Here is a 19,328-nt window from a genome sequence, read left to right as displayed (position 1 = left end):
GCATATCAGGCGCGCTGTGAGGCGCGGCCGCCGCCGCCCAAAGGAGTTGGCTTGACCCGCTACGGCCAGATGTTCGGCCCCGACATCACCTTCCTCGGCGTGGACCGCTGCGATCTGGACGATCCCGCCGGCTACGCGGACGCCGACGTGATCATCTTGGGGGCGCCGTTCGACGGTGGCACCTCGCACCGGCCCGGGGCGCGCTTCGGGCCGAACGCCATCCGCCAGACCTGCTATCTGCCGCACGACGGATCACGCCCCAGCCTGGCGATGCGCGTCGACGCCCTGCGAGACCTGCGCGTGCTGGACGCGGGCGACGTCGAGACGTACTCCGGCGACATCGAGGGCAGCCTGCGGGCCATCGAGGACGCGGTGGCCCGCATCGCGGCCGCCGGCGCGATCCCCATCGTGCTCGGCGGCGACCACACCGTGGCCCTGCCCGACGCGACCGGAGTCGCCCGCCACCACGGATTCGGCCGGATCTCCATGCTGCACTTCGACGCCCACGCCGACACCGGGCACATCGAGTTCGGCCACCTGTACGGCCACGGGCAGCCGATGCGGCGGCTCATCGAGTCGGGCGCCATCCGCGGCGACCGGTTCCTGCAGATCGGCCTGCGCGGCTACTGGCCCGAGCCGGACACCCTGGACTGGATGGCCGGTCAGCGGATGCGGTCGTACGAGATGACCGAGATCGTGACGAGGGGCCTCGACGAGTGCCTCACCGAGGCGTACGGCATCGCCCTCGACGACTGCGACGGCGTCTATCTGTCGGTGGACGTGGACGTCTGCGATCCCGGACACGCGCCCGGCACCGGCACGCCCGAGCCCGGCGGCCTGTCGGCCCGTCAGCTTCTCGACGCGGTCCGCCGGACCTGCTACGAGCTGCCCGTCGTCGGGGTGGAGATCGTCGAGGTCGCCCCGCCGTACGACCACGCGGACATCACCGCGTATCTCGGCAACCGGGTCGTCCTCGAAGCGCTCTCGGCCATGGCCCGCCGCCGCAAGGACGCCGCCGAAGGCACCAGCTGGGATCCCTCCCAGCCCCTCCTCGACAACCGCTGACCTCACCCCCCGACACCTTACGGGGTGAGCGTGTCAGGGGGTATCCGATCGATCACGGAGAGCCCTGATCCGGTTGATTTCAGCCGCTCGGTGCTTCACACTACTGGAATGATCGGCAACGTGCTGATCATGATGGGTTTCGGGGACTCATGCTTGTTTAAGTGGCTCAGGCGCCGGGCAGCGGCGAGCCGTGCTCACCTCAACTGAAAGCTGGTCGCCGATGGGTTTCGCGTTCCTCGGCCGGGACATCGCGGTGGATCTCGGTACGGCGAACACGCTTGTATACGTACGGAAGAAGGGCATCGTCCTCGACGAACCCTCCGTGGTGGCGATCAACCTGCACACCGGCAAGATGATGGCGGTGGGCAAGGCGGCCCGCGAGATGATCGGGCGCACGCCGCCCCACGTCACCACGCTCCGCCCGCTGCGAGACGGTGTGATCGCGGACCTCGAGGCGGCCGAACGCATGCTCCGCCACTTCATCCAGCTCGCGCATCCCAACCGCTACCTCGCCAAGCCCCGCGTCGTCGTGGCCGTGCCGAGCGGCACGACCAGCGTGGAGCAGCGCGCGGTCAAGGAGGCGGCCTACGAGGCCGGGGCCCGGCGGGTGGAGCTCATCGAGGAGCCGATGGCCGCCGCGATCGGCGCCGGGCTGAACATCGGCGAGACGACCGGCAACATGGTCGTGGACATCGGCGGCGGCACGACGGAGGTCGCGATCGTCTCCATGGGCGGCGTGGTGGTGTCCAAATCGGTCCGGGTCGGCGGCGACGAGCTCGACGAGGCGATCGTCGGCCACGTCAAGAAGCAGCACTCCCTGCTCCTCGGCGAGCGTACGGCGGAGCACATCAAGCTCACCCTCGGCACGACCGGGTCCGGCGGCGACGACACCACCATCCCGATCCGCGGCCGGGACCTGGTGACCGGGCTGCCGAAGACGGCCACGATCTCCCGGGCCGAGGTGCGGGAGGCGATCGAGGACCAGGTCCAGACGATCGTCGACGCGGTGCAGACGACGCTCGACCAATGCCCCGCCGAGCTGGCGGGTGATCTGCTGGACAACGGCGTCGTGCTCACCGGCGGCGGCTCGCTGCTCGACGGACTGCCGGATCGGCTGAGAGAGGCGATCGGCATGCCGATCCATGTGGTCGATCAGCCGCTGCAGTCGGTCGTGCTGGGCGCCGGGCGTTGCGTCGAGCAGTTCGACGAGATGCGCGACGCGTTCCTTCCCGATACCCGCCGATAAGGACCTGCTGATGAGGGCCTTCGGCCGACGGCTGCCGATGCTGCTGGTCGTCCTGTCCGTCGCGCTGATCGCGGCCGACCGGTGGGCGTCGCCGACCCCGCTCCGGGCGCTCGGGTCGGCGGTCTTCGGCTCGTTGGAGAGCGTCGCCTCCTCCGCGACGCGGTGGCCTGCTGACACGGGGCGGATCGAGGATCTGGAGCGGGAGAACGCCCGGCTGCGCGCGGCGCTGCTCGCCACCGGGCGTCCGTCCGGGCCTGAAAAGAACAAGCACGATAAAGGCGACAAAAGCCCGATGGACCGCTACCGCGTGGTTCCCGCCCACGCCATCGGCTTCGGCCGGGACCGGACCGTGACGATCGACGTGGGCAGCGCCGCCGGGGTGGCCCGCGACATGACGGTGTTCGACTCCGACGGCCTCATCGGCCGGGTGATCCAGGCCGGACCGGCGACGGCGACCGTGCAGCTCATCACCTCTCCGTCCGCCTCGGTCGGCGCCAGACTGGCCGGCTCGCGTGAGGTGGGGGTGGTGAAGGGCGTGGCCGACCAGGGCGCCGACGGGGGCCTGCTCCGGCTCAGCCTCCTGAACCCCGAGGCGTCCGTCTCCCCGGGCGACCATGTGGTGACGCTGGGATCGCCGAACCTGCGGCCCTACGTCCCCGACGTCCCCATCGGCAGCGTGGTCTCGGTGGAGGACGCGTCCGGCGGGCCGACCCGGACCGCGCTCGTCCGGCCGTTCGCGCGCTTCACCGCCCTCGACCTCGTCACCGTCGTGCTGGGGAGTGAGGCCCGGTGAGGGCGTTCCTGCTCGCGGCGGTGTTCGTCATCCTCGCCCCGGTCGTGCAGGCCGCCGTCGTGAACGCGCTGCCGTGGGGCGGCCCCGACCTCGCCCTGATCGGCGTCGTCGCGCTCGCCCCGCTGACCCGCCACGGCGCCCTGCTGGGGTTCGCCGCCGGACTGGCCGCCGACATCGCGCCGCCGGCCGACCACACCATCGGCCGCCACGCGCTCGTCTTGTGCCTGGCCGGATGGTTCCTCGCCAGGATCCCGCCGGAGAGGCCGACCGGGTTCGGCACGGCAGGCCGGACAGGGTGGACAGGCTGGGCGGGCGGGACGGGCCGGGCCGGGTTCCGTACGGCACCGCGCCCGGTCATGACGGTCCCGAGCATGATGGCCCCCCTCATGGCGGCGCCGGTCGCTCTCGGTGCCGCGCTGCTCGACGCCCTGCTCGCCGTACTGCTGGGCGACGAGCCGAAGACCTCGGTCCTCGCCTCGCTGCCCGGCTCGCTCGTCTGGACCGTCCTCGGCGCGGTCGCCGTCTCGGCAGCGATCGCCCTGCTCCCCCGGCGTCGACGGTCACCGTTCCGGAGCCGCCATGCGTCGTGACCAGGGAAGGCATGGGAGGCCCAGGGGGCGGCTGGCGGTCGTGTTCACGATCGTGACCTCGCTCATGCTGACGCTCCTCGGCCGCCTGTGGTACCTGCAGATGACCACCGGTCCCGAGTACACCAGGGCGGCCACCGAGGCGCGCGTCCGGACGATCTCCCTTCCGCCGGTGCGCGGCCGGATCCTCGACGTCCACGGCCGTCCCCTGGTGACCAACCGGACCAGGCCGCAGGTCTCGGTGGACTACATGGCCCTCCTCCACCAGCCCGACGGCGGCAGGGCCGTGCTGACCCGGTTGGCCGAGGCCCTCGGCCGGCCGTACGAGGAGATCGCGAACCGGGCGCGGCTGTGCGGCAGGGACGTGCCACGGCCCTGCTGGCCCGGCTCGCCGTACGAGCCGATCATCGTTGCCGACGACGTCGACGCCAGGACGGCGCTGTCCATCGCCGAGCGGCACGACGAGTTCCCCGGGGTCGGTACGACGATGCGCCCGGTCCGCACCTACCCGCTCGGGACGGCGGCCGCCCACCTGCTCGGCTACGTGCAGCCGGCGTCGGCCGGCGCCACCGCGGCGCCGGGCGGCGGCCAGGGCGCGGAACTCGTGGGCCGCGACGGACTGGAGGCGGAGTACGACGACGTGCTGGCCGGCCACGCGGGGGTGCGCGAGGTCTCCGTCGACAGCACGGGCCGGGTCACCGGCGTGCTCGGCGAGCGGGATCCGGAACCCGGCTACGACCTGGTGACCAGCATCGACTCGCGGATCCAGAAACTCACCGAGCGCGCGCTGGCCAAAACGATCGCCAAGGCACGCGAACGGGGCGAGCCCGCCGACGCCGGCGCGGCCGTGGTGCTGGAGGCCAGAACCGGACGGGTGACAGCGCTCGCCAGTTATCCCAGCTATGACCCCAAGGTGTGGGGCGGCGACCTGACCCAGCAGGACTACGAGTCGCTGCCGCTGGCTTCGAACGCGGTACTCGGGCAGTGGCCGCCCGGCTCCACCTGGAAGATCGTCTCGACGGCGGCGGCGGTGAAGGCCGGTCGCAGGCCGAGCGCCTCCTACGACTGCCCGGGCTCCTACCAGGTGGGCGGGCGCTCGTTCCGCAACTTCGAGGGCGCCGCGCTCGGACCCATGGACCTGCACCGCGCGCTCGTCGTCTCGTGCGACACGATCTTCTACCGCTTCGCGTATGAGATGTGGCGGCGAGACGGCGGGGTGAAGCCCGTCCGCCGCCCCAAGGACCCGATGCAGGCGATGGCCGGAGAGTTCGGCTTCGGCGAACGCACCGGAGTGGACCTGCCGAACGAGGCCGCCGGTCGCGTGCCCGACCGGGCCTGGAAGAAGGCCTTCTGGGAGCGGACCAAGGCGGACACCTGCCGCCGGGCCAAGACCGGCTACCCGGAGGAGTCCGATCGGCGGCGGGCCGCCTATCTCAAGGCACTGGCGGCCGACAACTGCCGTGGCGGGGGCGTCTGGTGGGCGGGCGACGCGGCGAACTTCGCGATCGGCCAGGGCGACGTGCTGGTCACACCGCTGCAACTCGCCCGCGGCTACGCCGCGCTCGCCAACGGGGGCAAGCTGCTGCGCCCGCTCATCGGCAAGGAAGTGGTCCGGCCGGACGGCACGGTCGTCCGCAAGATCAAGCCGTCCGTGGTGGGCAAGGTCGACGTCTCCCGTAAGACTCTGCGTTACATCCGCGACGCGCTCGCGGACGTCCCCCGCTCGGGCACCGCCGCGAGCGCGTTCGCGGGTTTCCCGTTCGACCGGCTCGCCGTGGCGGGCAAGACCGGTACGGCCGAGGCGTACGGCAGGCGGGACACCTCCTGGTTCGCGTCCTTCGCCCCGGCCAAGGACCCGAAGTATGTGGTGGTCGTCGTGGTGTCCCAGGGCGGCACCGGCGGGTCGACCGCCGCCCCGGCCGCCCGCGACATCTGGGAGGGCATCTACCGCCTCCCGGCCAAGGCGTCCGCCAAACCGTCTTCCAAGACGACCTCGCCTCGCCGTGGTGGTGAGCGATGACGATCCCGCGCCCCCTTGCCACCCGGCCACCGATCGGCCGGGCCGCCTCGCGCCGCCCCCTCTGGCGCCGCGTCCTCTCCCGCCGGGCGGACACGCATACGGCCCGGCGGTCCGCGGTGGCCTCCCTCGACTGGTGGGTGACGATCCCGGCCGCCGTCCTGTGCGGGATCGGCCTGCTGCTGGTCTGGTCGGCCACTCGCAATGAGCCGGATTCTTCCCTGCTCACGCGGCAGGCCGTCAGCGTGGGCCTGGGCCTCGCGCTCATGTGGCTCGTGTCCCGCCGCGACCCACGGGTCCTGCGGGCGTACGTCCCGGTGCTGTATCTGATCGCGCTCGCCGGGTTGGTCGCCGTGCTCACCCCGCTGGGCCGTACCGTCAACGGTTCACACGCGTGGATCTTCCTCGGGTCCGGGCTGCAGTTCCAGCCGTCGGAATTCGCCAAGATCACGCTGATCCTCGCGCTGGCCGCGGCGCTCGGGGAACTGCGGGAGGGCGAACGGCGGCCGGGCCGGGGCGCGGTGCTGCTCGCCCTGGCTCTCGCCGGCCTGCCGATCGGCCTGATCATGCTCCAGCCGGACTACGGCACGATCCTCGTCTTCGCCGCGATCTCGGCCGGGATGATCCTTGTCTCCGGGGCGCCCAAGCGCTGGCTGGCCGGGCTCGCAGCGGCCGGCGCCCTGGCCGTCCTCCTGGTGTGGCTGCTCGACCTCGTCCAGCCCTACCAGATCCAACGGCTGATGGTGCTCACCGACCCGGACGCCGACCCGATGGGCCTCGGCTACAACGCCACCCAGGCCCGGATCGCCGTCGGCTCCGGCGGGCTGCTCGGCAAGGGGCTGTTTCAGGGAGAACAGACCGCCGGACATTTCGTGCCCGAGCAGCACACCGACTTCATCTTCACCGTCGCGGGGGAAGAGCTGGGCTTCCTCGGCTGCGCGTTGATCGTGCTGCTGATGTTGTTCCTGCTGTGGCGCGGGCTGCTCATCGCCGCCCGGAGCGCCACGCCGTACGGCACGGTGCTGGCGGGTGGCGTGGTCTGCTGGCTGGCGTTCCAGACATTCGTCAACGTGGGCATGACCATCGGACTGCTGCCGATCACCGGGCTGCCGTTGCCGTTCGTCTCGTACGGCGGCTCGGCCACCATCTCCACCCTCGCCGCCGTCGGCTTCCTCAGCACCGTCCGGCGCCGTACCGAACTGTCCGGCTGAGCGTCACCCGCGGTCAAGCACCAGCGGCCTTCAATCTCAGGCTGTCCGACGAAGCGGCGGACCTGCTGGGTCGGTGAAGTTTCCGCTGAACAGAGGGCAGGGGTACGCATGACGGCAAAGTCGCGACGCCCGAACCTGTCCCTAGTGTTTTCCGACGCGGCCGACCATGCGGGCGTACATCCGGCCGGGGCTCGGCATGGACGGAGGGTTGAGGAAGCCGGGCAGCATGGGAAGGTCGACCGCGAAGGGCTGCAGCCGCTCGTACAGCTCGCGGGCGTCGGCCGGCCGGTTCTCCGGCTGCTTCTCCAGCAGTTCGGCGATCAGCCGGTCCAGCGCGGCAGGCACATTCGGGACCCGCGGCGGCCGCGCCTTCACCTGCTTGTCGAAGACCGCGTACTCCGTCGGTCCGGTGAACAGCTGCCTGCCGGTCAGCATCTCGTGCAGGACACAGCCGAGGGCGTACAGGTCGCTCTCCGGCCCGGCGATCCCGCTCTGGATCTGCTCGGGCGACATGTACGCGGGGGTGCCGAGGATCTGCCCGATCCTGGTGAATTGACGGGTTTCCCCCTCCCGCAGCATGGCGAGCCCGAAATCGAGGACCTTCACGCTGCCGTCGGGGCAGAGCATGAGGTTGGTCGGCTTGAGATCGCGGTGGCAGATCGACAGCTTGTGCGCCGCCGTCAGTACGGCACATGCCTGGGCGACGATGGCGGCGGCCCAGGGCACGGGAAGCGGGCCGTGCTCGCCGAGCAGGTCGGCGACCGTCACTCCCTCGATGAACTGCATGACCTGGAAAAGACGCTGTTCGTACGTGCCGAAGTCGTAGAGGACCGGCGCCCCCGGGTGCTCCAGCCGAGCCAGGATCCGCGCCTCCCGGATGAACCTGCGCTCCAGTTCCTCGTCCTGACCGCCGGGGAGCCGGAGGATCTTCACCGCCACCCTGCGGTCGAGATGCCGGTCATGACCGCCGTAGACCGCGCCCATCCCGCCCTGGCCCAGGGGAAGGTCGTCAAGCTCATAGCGGTCACCGATGACCAATGCACCCTCCCGTCGGCCTGTACCGGAAAAAGCTACACCTTCAGACGGGTGGAAGAAGAGTGCCGGCGATCAACCCCTCGACCCCGGCGCGGGCGAGCTTCTCCCCTGCGGCGGTCACCTCCCTGAGGCCGTCCTCAAGGGCGAGAAGCTGCCGGAAGGCCCTGCCGTACGCCCGCTGACGGGCCATGGGCAGCCGTGGCACGCGGGCGCGGCGAACGTCGACCCGGCTCGCGCCGACTCGGCTCGTCCCCGTTCCCGGCCCGCTCGCGGCGAAGCGCAGGAGACCGGCGAGGAACTCCGGGTCGAGCTTGGCGGGGTCCACTCGGAAGACGCTGAGGTGCGGGCCCAGCACCACGCCTTCGACGTCGGCGACCCGCGCCGTGATGGCGGAGGCGACGACGTCCCCGGGCCGGATCGTCACCAGGCCGTCCGCGGACGGGGTCGATCCGGACGGCGGCCCGCCCATCGCCAGGTCGTCGACGGTGAGCACGCGGACCCGCCCATGGGCTTCGGGCAGCGCCTTGAGCGAAGAGTGGCGGACCGTCACCATCCTCGCCTTGACCAGCTCGGCGACGGTGGTGGTGGCGGCGGAGGAGGAGGAGTCCCAGGCGTCGGGGCCGCGCATCCCACCCGGGCTCTGCGCGCTCGCCTCGCTGGGCCCGGTGAGGCCGGGTAGGGCGAGGTCGGGCAGGACGAGGTCGGGTACGGCGTCCGCCAGCGCGGCCGCCGCCGTACGGAACCGGTCGCGCACGAGGGGGAACCTCCGGGCGTCGCCGGGAGCCGACAGATGCCGTGCGGGGCCGACGTCCACCTCGTCATCGAGGACGTCGATGATGCGGACGGTGCGGCCGCCCTGTGGCATCTCAGGCGATCCGGGCATTTCAGACGATTCGGGCATTTCAGGCGACCCGAGCGGCTCGGCCCCGGCGAGGCAGGCCCGCCATACCGATTCAACGATCGACAGGTCGTCGGCGGCATCGGCCACGAGGAACGTCGCGGGCTGCGGCTCGCCGGGGGTCGGACGGCGAAGCAGCCACAGATCCGGGCCCCCGGCGGACAGCGTGATCACGGCACGCAGCGTCCCGCCGCGCAGCAGGTTCGCCCGGATCCGCCGCCCGGAGCGCCTCCCGGCGGCGGCCGCCGGCATCAGAATGGCGACGGGCCCGCCCGGCCGCACATGGGCGAGGCAGTGTTGGACCCAGGCGAGCTCGGACTCGCCCCGCGGCGGCATGCCGTACCCCCACCGGGGATCTCCGACCAGCTCCTCGTGTCCCCACGCCCGCTCGTTGAACGGCGGGTCGCACACCACGGCGTCGACCCGCTCCTCGAGGAATCCGTCGTCTCTGAGCGTGTCGCCCGCGACGATCCGCGCGCTGTGCCCGCGCAGCAGCAGCCGTACGGCGGTCAGGACGGCCACGGTCTCGTTGACTTCCTGGCCGAGCGACCGGGTCTGCTCGGGCACGCCGAGCAGCAGGGTTCCCAGGCCGCAGGCCGGATCCAGGACGGATTTCGCGTCGGCGCAGGCCAGCCGCGTCATCAGCTCGGCCAGGTCGGCCCGGGTGACGGCCAGCCGCCGGCTGTGGGCCTCGGCGTAGCGGTCACACAGGAATTCGAACGTGGCCGCGTCGCCCTGCCGTTCGGCCATCTCCGCGATCAGGCGGATCAGTTCCGGATCGATGAGGCCGGGGCCGGCCATCCTGGCCGGGAGATCGCCGGTCGCGGCCTCGACGGCGGGCCCGAGCCGTACGGCCAGGCCACCGGGATCGCGGGCGAGCCGCCGCCATCCGGCGGGATCACGCCTCAGGTAGAGCAGGAACGCCCCGGCGTGGCCGACCATCTCCCCCAGCCTCAGGTCGTCGGCCACTGCCCGCAGCCGCTGCCAGACCCGGTCGCCGATCGACAGCTCGAAAGACTTGCCGTTGCGGCGCAACCACGCCTCTACTTCGGGAAGGGAGAAGAGCGGGCTGGAGGCGGTACCCCCCACCGGCTGCGGGAAGTCCTCATAGCGGCGACGCCAGTTGCTGACCGCCGCCCGGCCCACACCGGCCAGACGGGCGATCTCGCCGGCGTTCACCGTGGCCTCTCGTATCGTGGCCTCAGGAACCGTGGCCTCACGCGCAGCCGGGATCTCGTGGCTCATGAGGCTCAGGCTAGCATCATACTTGTGAAGTGATTCAACCAGTGGTTTACTCAAAATCATGACGCACAACCGCATTCGCTACGCCGCCGGCACTGACGTCGGGCGCTCCCGCAGCAAGAATGAGGATTCGGTGCACGTGGGGGAGCGCGTTCTCGCCATAGCCGACGGCATGGGCGGACACGGCCACGGGGACGTCGCCAGTGCGGTCGCCATCGGTGCTCTGGCGACGCTGGAAGACGGCCAGCCGCCCGAGGACCCCGTCGCCGCGATCGAAGGCGCGGTGCTGGAGGCCGGTCGACGGCTGAGCGAGCTGGCCGAGCGCGATCCCGCGATGGAGCGGATGGGCACGACGGTCACGGCCATGCTGTGGGACGGCCAGGGCAGGTTCGCTCTCGCGCACGTCGGCGACTCCAGGGCGTACATGCTGCGCGAGGGGAACCTCTACCAGATCACGAGAGACCACACGCTGGTCCAGTCGTTGGTGGACGACGGACGGATGAGCCCGGATCAGGCGGCCAGGCATCCGAGCCGCTCGCTGCTGCTGCGGGCGCTCGAGACCAGCGGCACCGCCGATCCCGACCTCTCGCTGCGGGACGCCAGCCCGGGGGATCGTTATCTGCTGTGCTCCGACGGGCTCACGGCCGTGCTGGATCCGGAGGCGCTGCACCAGGTGCTGACGACGGTCGACGACCCGGAGGAGACGGTGCGCCGCCTGATCGACCTGGCGAACGAGGGCGGCGGCCCCGACAACATCTCCTGCATCGTCGCCGACATCGAGGCCGACACCGAGGCCGACACCGAGGCCGGCTGACGTTTCACCGGGGCCGCATCCGCCGGCCCCGGTCGCATCAGGGTTTGCGAGCCCGGAAGGCGGCGGTCTTGGCCCGGTTCTGACATGCCGTGGAGCAGAACCTGCGGGTCCCGTTGCGAGAGGTGTCGACGTAAACCCGGTCACAGTGCGTGGCCGTGCACACTCCGAGCCGGTCGTACAGTTCGCCGCCCAGCACGACGGCGAGACCCGTCGCGCAACTGGCCGCCCAGTCACCCGCCAGGGTGCCTCCCGCACCGTGGAAGTGCAGGTGCCACGGCTCCCCATCATGCCGGTCGAGATGCGGCCGGGCATCGGTCTCTGCCAGCAGGCGGTTGAGGCTCTCCGCGGCCGTGTCGACGTCGCCGCGGTCGACCGACTCGAAGACGACGCGCAGCGCCCCGGCCACACCGGTCAGTTCGTCGGCCTCCGCCGGGCCGACCGATTCGGCACGCCGTCCCATTCCGAGAACCTCGACGACGGCGGCGCGCCGCTCCTCACCCTCAGGGGGCGTATAGGGCCGCCCGCGAGCCTCACCCAGGGTGAGCGCGTTGACCAGACACACGGCCACCGCCACGACCGCATCTGTGTGACTGTTGAAATTCACTTGACCAGTTACGCCTCATGTTTTAACTTTGTGACTGCCTAAAGCTTATATGACAGTTACAGGAGGTGCTCGTGGTCACTTTCGACACCGCCCGGGAGTGGATCGACCGCTGGGACCGCCAACAGGAGGGCTACCTTCCCGACCGCGAGGAACGGTTCACCGCGCTGATCGACGCGATCGAGGTGGGAGTCGGGCGGCCGGACCCGCTCGTGCTCGACCTCGGCTGCGGCCCGGGATCGCTTTCGGCCAGGCTGCTGCGCCGCCTGCCCCTGGCCAGGGTCATCGCGATCGACACCGACCCCCTGCTGCTCTCGCTCGGCCGGGCGCGGTACGGCGACATGGCCGGCCTGGACTTCGCCGACCTCGACCTGCGCGTTCCGGGCTGGAGTGACGAACTCACCCTCGATCGACCGGCGGACGCCGCCGTGAGCACGACCGCGCTGCACTGGCTGCCCGAGCCCCACCTCCGCCGGGTCTACGCGGAACTGGCGACGGTGCTGCGCCCCGGCGCGCTCTTCCTCAACGGCGACCACCTCGGAGCCGACGACACGACTCCGACGCTGGCGAGGCTGGAGCGGGCCGTACACCAGAGCGAGGAGAACCGGCGTTTCACCGACGGGCGCCCCGAGGACTGGCGCACGTGGTGGGACGCCGTCACGGCCGAGCCCGCGCTCGCCGAGGCATCCACCATCAGGGCCTCGCGGAGCGCCGGCCACGACGGCTCGGAGACCCCACTCCTGTCCACCCACGTCGCCGCTCTGCGGGACGCCGGTTTCGACGAGGTCGGGACCCTGTGGCAGCGCGGCGACAACCGCCTGCTCTGCGCTGTTCGCTCCTGAACGGAGGTGCTGTTCGCTCCTGAACGGAGGTGCTGCCCGCGTCTGAATGGACGCACGGCCTAGAATCCGCGGGTATGCGCATCTTCACCGTCGACTCCTTCACCGACCGGCCCTTCCGTGGCAATCCCGCCGCGGTCTGCCTGCTGGACGAGACCGTGCCGGACGAATGGATGCAGGCGGTGGCCGCCGAGATGCGGCACTCCGAGACCGCCTTCGTCCCCGCACCGGGGGATGCTGAGGAAGGCGGGCCGCTCCCGCTGCGCTGGTTCACCCCGGCCGTCGAGGTCGACCTGTGCGGACACGCCACACTGGCCACGGCACACGTTCTCTACTCCCTCGGCGGGTCCGGCCGGCTCGAGTTCTCCACCAGGAGCGGCGCTCTGTCCACCGAACAGACCGCCGACGGGCTGATCGCGATGAACTTCCCCGCCACCCGGGCCACGGCCGTCGACGCCCCCGAGGGCCTGGTCGAGGCGCTGGGGGTCAAGCCCGTCTGGGTCGGGCGCAGCCGGTTCGACCTGCTGGTCGAGGTCGAGTCGGCACAGGCCGTACAGTCTGCGGCGCCGGACTTCGAACGACTGGCCGCCGTCGACGCCCGCGGCGTCATCGTGACCGCGACCGCCGACGACGCAGACAGGGACGATGAAAGGGACGGGGAACGACCCGATTACGTGTCCCGATTCTTCGCTCCCAGGGTCGGCGTCCCCGAGGACCCGGTCACCGGTTCCGCCCACTGCGTGCTGTCGCCGTACTGGTCGGCGAAGTTCGGCCGGGACGCGCTCGTCGGCGCGCAACTCTCCGAGCGGGGCGGGACCATCCGGACCACGCTGCGGGGCGACCGGGTGGAGCTGGCCGGACAGGCCGTCACCATCTGGTCGGGCGAGCTGCACGTCTGATCGCCCGTGCGGGCCGCTGAAAAGGGCATGCGCCCGGCACCATGCCGGGCGCATGCCGCTCCTCAGTGCGGGAATCAGAAGAAACGGTTGTCCGGCACCGGCAGGTCGAGCTGCCGCGGACCGTGCCACCTGGCCTTGTCCTTCGGCAGGTCACCGAGCTGCATGACGAGCACCAGCGGCAGCAGCACCCTGCTCTTGGCGAGGTCGACGGTGACGTTCGCGCCGGTGGCCGCCTCGTCGCTGTAGGTCGAGTCGGTGCCGCCAATCACGAGGGCCAGCCGGTGGCCCTTCTTGAAGATGTAGTCCTGCGGCAGTGCCTCCCACTTGACCTTGCCGTACGTCCCAGCCGGCAGCGGCGATGGCTCGCTGAGCGAGTCGCGGTTCTGCACGTCGATCCAGCCCCGGCCGACGATCTCGAGGGGCCGGGTGGCCAGGTTGGTGACCACCTTCCTGTAGCAGGCGTCGTCGGTTGCGGTGCTCTCACCGTGGCAGTCCTCCTCGGCGACGGTGGTGATGCCCTGTCCGCGCCGCCAGTCGACCCGGGTCTCCTCCCCGAAATCGACGAGCAGGGCGGTCAGGTTGGCCGTCGGCCTGTCGAGAGCCACGCGGAGATCGATGACCGGCGAGCCGGACAGGCGCAGGTCCAGCGGCAGGACTCCGGTGGTGAACGCGATCCGCCCCGGCTTGGCCGTACCGACGTCGGCGATCATCGCATCCTCGGACTGCCGGATATCGGTGAACGTGGCCGTCTGCCCCTTCCTGGCCGGGAGGAGACCGAGCGAGCCGTCGGCCGCCGGCCGGAAGGGGACCTTCATGGTGAACGGCGCCGGCCAGTCTCGCTGGGTGATCCACCGATCCGGGCCGATCTGCACGTCGGCCCGCGGCTCCCGCATGATGCCGTTCTCCACACCGAGCAGCCAGTGGTCGAACCAGCGGTGCAGCGTGTCGACCCAGATGTCCCGGCGCCCCTCGAAGTCGAAGGGGTCGACATGCTGGTACTGCCCCACCCAGATCTTGCGGGGCACGTTCCGCTCGGCGAGGGCCTGCCACCATTTGGAGAAGTTGTCGGGCTTGACGTTGAGGTCGTTGACCGTGTGCACCACGAAGACGCTGGCGCGCACCCTGGTCACGTCGCCCAGCGAGCCGGCGATGTAGTCGCGTTCGGCCCAGAACGGGTTGTAGTCGCCGGTGTCGTCTCCGTCCTCGGCGTCCATGCGGGCCCGTACGGTCGCGCACTTGGCGGCCGGGTCGGTGTCGATGTAGCGCGCCAGCCAGGACATGTAGTCGCGGTTGTAGATCACTCCGTTGGAGCGCTGGTACTTGTACCAGGAACTGATCGCGGAGATGGGGACGATCGTCTCCAGCCCCTCGACGCCGGTGGCCGCCACCGCGTTGGCCAGGGTGCCGTCATAGGATTTGCCGATCATGGCGGCCCTGCCGGTGGTCCAGTCGGCGGTCACGGTCGTGCCGTCGGCGCGGTACGCGGTCGCGCGGCCGTTCAGCCAGTCGATGACGGCCTTGCCGCCCAGCACGTCACCCCGGCCGCCGACATCGGGGCAGCCATCGGACCTGGCGGTACCGGACATGTCGACGTTCAGGACGGCGTAGCCACGCGGCACGAAGTAGTTGTCGTAGAACAGGGGAAATTTCGCTAGATTGCCGTCGGCGTCGTAGACCTTGCGTTCGGCCTCGTTGCCGCGGCCCGAGTTGTCGTAGTAGGGGCTCTCATCGATGATCACGGGCACCTTGAGCCCGGGACCCGACTCCCTCGGCCTGATGATGTCGACGCGCACTCGGTCGAGCCTCCCGTCGGCGTCGCTGTCGACGCTCGACTCGACGTAGACATGCTCGCGGATGGCATCGGCGTAGGAGAAGACCGGTTGAGTTCTCCCCCGATCGATGGTGATGCCCGGTTCGGCGGTCGCATGAGCGGGGGTGGCACCCACCATGACCAGGGCTAAGCCCATGAGAGCTGCTCGTAAGGGTAGCAAGCGGAACCTCCGGAGAAACGGTGGCATCAACCGCAAATCTCGACAGATATCCACAAGCCGAGCAAGATTGCTTTATATGATCTGAATCATCTTGATCCCGAAGCGTGACACGCCGCGGATCGGGACCTCTGACCGGGGCTCTCTGACCGGGGACCGGCGAAGCCGCTCAGCGCGTCATCAGGAGAAGTAGACGCCGATGCGTTGACCGCCCACTTCGTGGACGTCGATGTCCAGGTCGTAGACCTCGCGTAGCACCTCCGGGGACATCATCGTGGCGGTGTCCCCCTGGGCGATCACCTTCCCGTTCTTCATCGCGATGATGGTGTCGGAGTGACAGGATGCGAAGTTGATGTCGTGCACGACCAGGACCACGGTCTTGGCGAACTCGTCGGACATGCGGCGCAGCCGGCGCATCATCTGCACCGAGTGCCGCATGTCCAGGTTGTTCAGCGGCTCGTCCAGCAGCACGTAGTCGGTGTCCTGGCAGAGCACCATGGCCACATGGGCGCGCTGGCGCTGCCCGCCGGAGAGCTGGTCGAGGTGGCGGTGGGCCAGGTCGGTCAGTTCGAAGTAGCCGATGGCCTCGTCCACCAGGGCCAGGTCATGAGAGGTCAGCCGGCCTCCCGAGTGCGGGAAGCGGCCGAAGGCCACCAGTTCGCGCACGGTGAGCCGTACGCTCATGTGGTTCTCCTGGCGTAGTACGGCCAGCCGGCGGGCCAGCCGCTCGCTCGGGGTGGTGGCCACGTCCATGCCGTCCACGATGACCGAGCCGCTGTCGGCCGGCAGAAGCCGGCTGATGACGGACAGCAGCGTCGACTTCCCCGCGCCGTTCGCCCCGATGACGGAGGTCACGCCGCCCTTCGGGATCGACAGGCAGACGTCGTCGACGACGACGGCGTCGCCGTACCGCTTGGTGACGTGGTTGATCTGGATCACCGTCGTGACTCCCGGACGAGCAGGGCGATGAAGTAGACACCGCCGAGGAAATTGACGATCACGCTGAGCGCGGTGTTCAGGGAGAACACCCGCTCCAGGATGAGCTGGCCGCCCACGAGGACGATCACCGAGATGAGGCCGGCCGCCGGGACCAGGACCCGGTGCCGGAAGGCGCCGGTGAGCTGCCGGGCGAGGTTGGCCACGAGCAGCCCCAGGAACGTGATCGGGCCGACCAGCGCGGTGGACACCGACACCAGGACGGCGATCATGACGAGGGCCTGGTTCACCACGGCGGAGTGGTCGACGCCGAGGCCGACCGCGTGGTCACGTCCGAGGGCGACCACGTCGAGCCGGGCGAACAGGCGGGCCGCCCAGGCCGTCATCGCCAGCACCAGGACGGTGGACAGCAGCAACAGACCGGGGTGCACCTGGTTGAAGCTCGCGAACAGGGTGTCCTGCAGCACGACGAAGTCGTTGGGGTTGATCAGCCTCGAGGCCAGGGAGGACAGGCTGGAGAACAGCGTGCCGAAGATGACGCCCGCCAGGACCAGGACGTAGAGGTCCCGGCCGCGGCGGCCGAACAGCCAGCGGTACAGGGCGCTCGCGAACATCACCATGATCACCACCTGGCAGGCGAACAGCAGCCGGGGATCGGTGGTGGTGAGCGCCAGCCCGCTGAAGAAGAACACGATCAGCGTCTGGATCAGCACGAACATCGCGTCGAACCCCATGATGCCCGGGGTCAGGATGCGGTTGCCGGTGACCGTCTGGAAGATCACACTGGAGCAGGCGACGGCATAGCCGACCACGATCATCGTGGCGACCTTGCGCAGCCGGATGCCGAGGGCGTACTCCCAGTTGCCGACCAACCCGATGGTGCAGAAGCCCACCAGGACGGCGAGCGCCACCACGACCAGCACCGCGAGAGTACGGCGCTCGCGGCGCCGTACGGCCCGGAACGCCTCACCCGAGGCGGAAGCCGGAGCCGAAACCGGAGTGCGTGGGTTCGCCGTCACCTGAACCGTCTTCGTCGTCGTCATCTCAAACCGTCCTGTTCCGGTTCTTCAGCACCAGGGCCAGGAACACGCCCGCACCGAGGACCCCCACCACGGTCGCGACCGGGATCTCGTACGGAAACCGGATGAGACGCCCGATCACATCGCAGACGAGCACGAAGAACGCCCCGGTCAGGGCGGTGACGGGCAGCACGCGCCGCAGGTTGTCGCCGAGCACGATCGTCACCAGGTTGGGCACGATCAACCCCAGGAAGGGGATGTCCCCGACGGTGACGACGACCACGGCGGTGATCACGGCGACCAGGACGAGGCCGGCGTTGACGACCCGGTCGTAGGCGACACCGAGGTTGATCGCGAAGCTCCGGCCCATCCCGGCCACGGTGAAGCGATCCGCGTAGAGGTAGCCGAGCAGGGTCACCGCGCCGGCCAGCCACAGCAGCTCGTAGCGGCCGCGCAGCACTCCCGAGAAGTCCCCGCCGGTCCAGGCGGCGAGGGTCTGCAGCAGGTCGGCCCGGTAGGCGAAGAACGTGGTGACGGAGCCGATGACGGCGCCGAACATGATGCCCACGAGGGGGACCAGGAGCATGTCGCCGAAGGTCAGCCGGCGCAGGAACGCCAGGAAGAGGAACGTCCCGGCCAACGCGAAGACCACGGCGATGCCCATCTTGACGAAGACGGCCTCGGAGCCGGCGAAAACGGTGGCCACCAACACGCCCAGACTCGCCGACTCCGTCGTGCCGGCGGTGGAGGGCGAGACGAAGCGGTTCCGGGTGATGTGCATCATCACCAGGCCGGCCACGCTCATCCCCGTGCCGGCGAGCAGGATCGCCGACAGCCGGGGCACCCGGGATTCGAGGAACACCAGCACCTCGGCCGAGTCGGCGTACAGCAGCCCCCAGGGGGTGACGTCGGCGACGCCGACGAACAGCGACCCGAAGGCCGACAGGACCAGCAGAGCCCCTCCGGCCACCAGATGCCAGAGCCGAACCCGTCCCCGGGCCGGGACCCCATCCTGAACCGGAGACCTGTCCCGAGCCGGGGGCTCGCCCTCGGAGTCCGTGGGCGAGCCCGCCGCCTCCTGCCGCAGCCGGAGGAGATCGTTCACGAGACGCTGTCGCCGATCGCCTTGACCATCGCCTCCACCGAGCTCAGGCCGGTCGGGGCGACGTACCAGACGAAACCGTCCAGATAAACGATCTTGTTGTGCTTCGCCGCCTTCGTCTGCTTGATCAGCTCGTTGTCCAGGATCTGCTCGGCCGCCTTGCCGCTCTCCCCGATGGCCGCGTCACGGTCGATGACATAGAGGAGATCGGGGTCGGCCTTGGCGAGGAACTCGGCCGAGATGGCGTTTCCATGGGTGTCCGTGGACAGGTCGTCCACCGCGGGCCGCACACCGAGGGGGTCGTAGACGATGCCGAAGCGGGAGCCGGGGCCGTAGGCGCTCATTTTGCCGCCGGTGGTCAGCACGACCAGGCCGGTGCCCTTCGCGGGTGCCTTGGCCGCGACGTCGGCCGCCACGGTGTCGAGCGCGTCGAGCCGCTGCTTGATCTGATCCCGCTTACCGAAGATCGCGCCCAGCGCCTCGGTGCGCTGCCGGAAGCTCGACAGGAAGTTCCCGTTGTCGACCGTCAGGTCCACCGTACGGGCGATCTTGCTGAGTTCGGGATAGGCGGCCGAGGAGCGGCCGGCCACGATGACCAGGTCGGGGTCGAGCGCGGCCACCTTCTCGTAATCCGGCTCAAAGAGCGACCCCACCTTGGCGTAGTCATCGGAGCGGTACTTCGCCAGGGAGTCGGGCAGGGTGTCGAGCTGCGGGACCCCGGCGACGGGCACGCCGAGCTCGTCCAGCGTGACCAGCACACCGATGTCGAACACCACCACCTTGCTCGGCGTCGCGGGGATCGTGGTGGTCCCCTGCGCATGGGTCACGGTCACCGGCTCCGCCGACGCGGATGACGTTGACGTGGACGACGCGGCGGAGTCACCGGAACCTGGGGCGGTCGTACTGCCGCAGGCGGCCAGGACGAACAGTGCGGGAATGACGAGAGCACCGAGCAGCCGGTGCCGGAGGGAATCGCAGTGCACAGGAACCTCTGTCGCAGATACCGATCGAGAGCAAAACTAAGCCTTACCTAAGT

The 19,328-nt window shown here is 70.1% G+C and carries 17 protein-coding genes; 9 read left to right on the top strand and 8 right to left on the bottom strand.

What is annotated here, in order from left to right; genetic code table 11:
• Window positions 1-51 precede the first annotated feature (51 nt).
• The 6 genes from speB (at window position 52) to rodA (ending at window position 6,919) form a co-directional block, all read left to right on the top strand.
• Window positions 52-1,065, top strand: coding sequence for an agmatinase (speB, locus tag ACFHYQ_RS11375; protein WP_394301081.1), 1,014 nt, complete (start codon window positions 52-54; stop codon window positions 1,063-1,065).
• Between the two features lie 220 nt (window positions 1,066-1,285).
• Window positions 1,286-2,311 carry a rod shape-determining protein gene (locus ACFHYQ_RS11370; RefSeq protein WP_394301080.1) on the top strand — a complete coding sequence of 342 codons (1,026 nt, stop codon included), beginning with the start codon at window positions 1,286-1,288 and terminating at the stop codon, window positions 2,309-2,311.
• Between the two features lie 10 nt (window positions 2,312-2,321).
• Window positions 2,322-3,104, top strand: a complete 783-nt coding sequence (mreC, locus tag ACFHYQ_RS11365) for a rod shape-determining protein MreC (protein WP_394301079.1) — start codon at window positions 2,322-2,324, stop codon at window positions 3,102-3,104.
• Window positions 3,101-3,694: a rod shape-determining protein MreD gene (locus ACFHYQ_RS11360; protein WP_394301078.1), complete on the top strand. Its 594-nt coding sequence runs from the start codon at window positions 3,101-3,103 to the stop codon at window positions 3,692-3,694. The genes mreC and ACFHYQ_RS11360 overlap by 4 nt, the downstream gene beginning before the upstream one ends.
• On the top strand, window positions 3,684-5,711 hold the full coding sequence (mrdA, locus tag ACFHYQ_RS11355; protein WP_394301077.1) for a penicillin-binding protein 2: 2,028 nt from the start codon (window positions 3,684-3,686) through the stop codon (window positions 5,709-5,711). The genes ACFHYQ_RS11360 and mrdA overlap by 11 nt, the downstream gene beginning before the upstream one ends.
• A complete protein-coding gene (rodA, locus tag ACFHYQ_RS11350; RefSeq protein ID WP_394301076.1) occupies window positions 5,708-6,919 on the top strand; it encodes a rod shape-determining protein RodA in 1,212 nt (403 codons plus the stop codon). Before mrdA ends, rodA begins: the two co-directional genes overlap by 4 nt.
• Window positions 6,920-7,060: 141 nt before the next feature.
• Here rodA and ACFHYQ_RS11345 read toward each other — a convergent pair whose 3' ends face one another.
• A complete protein-coding gene (locus ACFHYQ_RS11345; RefSeq protein WP_394301075.1) occupies window positions 7,061-7,957 on the bottom strand; it encodes a serine/threonine-protein kinase in 897 nt (298 codons plus the stop codon).
• 40 nt (window positions 7,958-7,997) lie between these two features.
• The gene (locus ACFHYQ_RS11340) at window positions 7,998-10,097 is read right to left on the bottom strand and encodes an N-6 DNA methylase (RefSeq protein ID WP_394301074.1); all 2,100 of its coding nucleotides are present in this window, start codon (window positions 10,095-10,097) and stop codon (window positions 7,998-8,000) included.
• 58 nt (window positions 10,098-10,155) lie between these two features.
• On the opposite strand from ACFHYQ_RS11340, the gene ACFHYQ_RS11335 reads away from it, so the two are divergent.
• The gene (locus ACFHYQ_RS11335; RefSeq protein ID WP_394301073.1) at window positions 10,156-10,908 is read left to right on the top strand and encodes a PP2C family protein-serine/threonine phosphatase; all 753 of its coding nucleotides are present in this window, start codon (window positions 10,156-10,158) and stop codon (window positions 10,906-10,908) included.
• A 37-nt stretch (window positions 10,909-10,945) separates the two neighbouring features.
• On the opposite strand, the gene ACFHYQ_RS11330 is transcribed toward ACFHYQ_RS11335, so the two are convergent.
• Window positions 10,946-11,512, bottom strand: a complete 567-nt coding sequence (locus ACFHYQ_RS11330) for a CGNR zinc finger domain-containing protein (RefSeq protein ID WP_394301072.1) — start codon at window positions 11,510-11,512, stop codon at window positions 10,946-10,948.
• A 71-nt stretch (window positions 11,513-11,583) separates the two neighbouring features.
• Here ACFHYQ_RS11330 and ACFHYQ_RS11325 point away from each other — a divergent pair, with 71 nt between their 5' ends.
• Together ACFHYQ_RS11325 and ACFHYQ_RS11320 are read left to right on the top strand one after the other, a co-directional pair.
• Window positions 11,584-12,351, top strand: coding sequence for a class I SAM-dependent methyltransferase (locus ACFHYQ_RS11325; protein ID WP_394301071.1), 768 nt, complete (start codon window positions 11,584-11,586; stop codon window positions 12,349-12,351).
• 74 nt (window positions 12,352-12,425) lie between these two features.
• Window positions 12,426-13,247: a PhzF family protein gene (locus tag ACFHYQ_RS11320; protein ID WP_394301070.1), complete on the top strand. Its 822-nt coding sequence runs from the start codon at window positions 12,426-12,428 to the stop codon at window positions 13,245-13,247.
• Window positions 13,248-13,321: 74 nt separating this feature from the next.
• On the opposite strand, the gene ACFHYQ_RS11315 is transcribed toward ACFHYQ_RS11320, so the two are convergent.
• From ACFHYQ_RS11315 to ACFHYQ_RS11295, 5 genes are all read right to left on the bottom strand, one after another.
• Window positions 13,322-15,214 (bottom strand): Xaa-Pro dipeptidyl-peptidase, encoded by a 1,893-nt coding sequence (locus ACFHYQ_RS11315; RefSeq protein ID WP_394301069.1) that lies wholly within the window; start codon window positions 15,212-15,214, stop codon window positions 13,322-13,324.
• 201 nt (window positions 15,215-15,415) lie between these two features.
• Window positions 15,416-16,174: an iron ABC transporter ATP-binding protein gene (locus tag ACFHYQ_RS11310; RefSeq protein ID WP_394301068.1), complete on the bottom strand. Its 759-nt coding sequence runs from the start codon at window positions 16,172-16,174 to the stop codon at window positions 15,416-15,418.
• A complete protein-coding gene (locus ACFHYQ_RS11305) occupies window positions 16,171-17,214 on the bottom strand; it encodes an iron chelate uptake ABC transporter family permease subunit (RefSeq protein WP_394301067.1) in 1,044 nt (347 codons plus the stop codon). Before ACFHYQ_RS11305 ends, ACFHYQ_RS11310 begins: the two co-directional genes overlap by 4 nt.
• 1 nt (window position 17,215) lies before the next feature.
• Window positions 17,216-18,295: an ABC transporter permease gene (locus tag ACFHYQ_RS11300; protein ID WP_394301066.1), complete on the bottom strand. Its 1,080-nt coding sequence runs from the start codon at window positions 18,293-18,295 to the stop codon at window positions 17,216-17,218.
• The gene (locus ACFHYQ_RS11295; protein WP_394301065.1) at window positions 18,292-19,125 is read right to left on the bottom strand and encodes a siderophore ABC transporter substrate-binding protein; all 834 of its coding nucleotides are present in this window, start codon (window positions 19,123-19,125) and stop codon (window positions 18,292-18,294) included. Before ACFHYQ_RS11295 ends, ACFHYQ_RS11300 begins: the two co-directional genes overlap by 4 nt.
• Window positions 19,126-19,328 lie beyond the last annotated feature (203 nt).

The sequence above is a fragment of the Sphaerimonospora cavernae genome, assembly GCF_042435035.1.
In the GTDB taxonomy this organism is placed as follows: domain Bacteria; phylum Actinomycetota; class Actinomycetes; order Streptosporangiales; family Streptosporangiaceae; genus Sphaerimonospora; species Sphaerimonospora cavernae.
The sequence above is the reverse complement of the archived record's forward strand: the minus strand, read 5'-3'. Positions and strand labels throughout refer to the sequence as shown.

What these genes read in the sequence shown, in the direction of transcription:
- ACFHYQ_RS11370 (WP_394301080.1), top strand. Translation starts at nt 1,286, where the DNA reads ATGGGTTTCGCGTTCCTCGGCCGGGACATCGCGGTGGATCTCGGTACG.
- mreC (WP_394301079.1), top strand. Translation starts at nt 2,322, where the DNA reads ATGAGGGCCTTCGGCCGACGGCTGCCGATGCTGCTGGTCGTCCTGTCC.
- mrdA (WP_394301077.1), top strand. Translation starts at nt 3,684, where the DNA reads ATGCGTCGTGACCAGGGAAGGCATGGGAGGCCCAGGGGGCGGCTGGCG.
- rodA (WP_394301076.1), top strand. Translation starts at nt 5,708, where the DNA reads ATGACGATCCCGCGCCCCCTTGCCACCCGGCCACCGATCGGCCGGGCC.
- ACFHYQ_RS11340 (WP_394301074.1), bottom strand. Translation starts at nt 10,097, where the DNA reads ATGAGCCACGAGATCCCGGCTGCGCGTGAGGCCACGGTTCCTGAGGCC.
- ACFHYQ_RS11335 (WP_394301073.1), top strand. Translation starts at nt 10,156, where the DNA reads ATGACGCACAACCGCATTCGCTACGCCGCCGGCACTGACGTCGGGCGC.
- ACFHYQ_RS11320 (WP_394301070.1), top strand. Translation starts at nt 12,426, where the DNA reads ATGCGCATCTTCACCGTCGACTCCTTCACCGACCGGCCCTTCCGTGGC.
- ACFHYQ_RS11315 (WP_394301069.1), bottom strand. Translation starts at nt 15,214, where the DNA reads ATGGGCTTAGCCCTGGTCATGGTGGGTGCCACCCCCGCTCATGCGACC.
- ACFHYQ_RS11305 (WP_394301067.1), bottom strand. Translation starts at nt 17,214, where the DNA reads ATGACGACGACGAAGACGGTTCAGGTGACGGCGAACCCACGCACTCCG.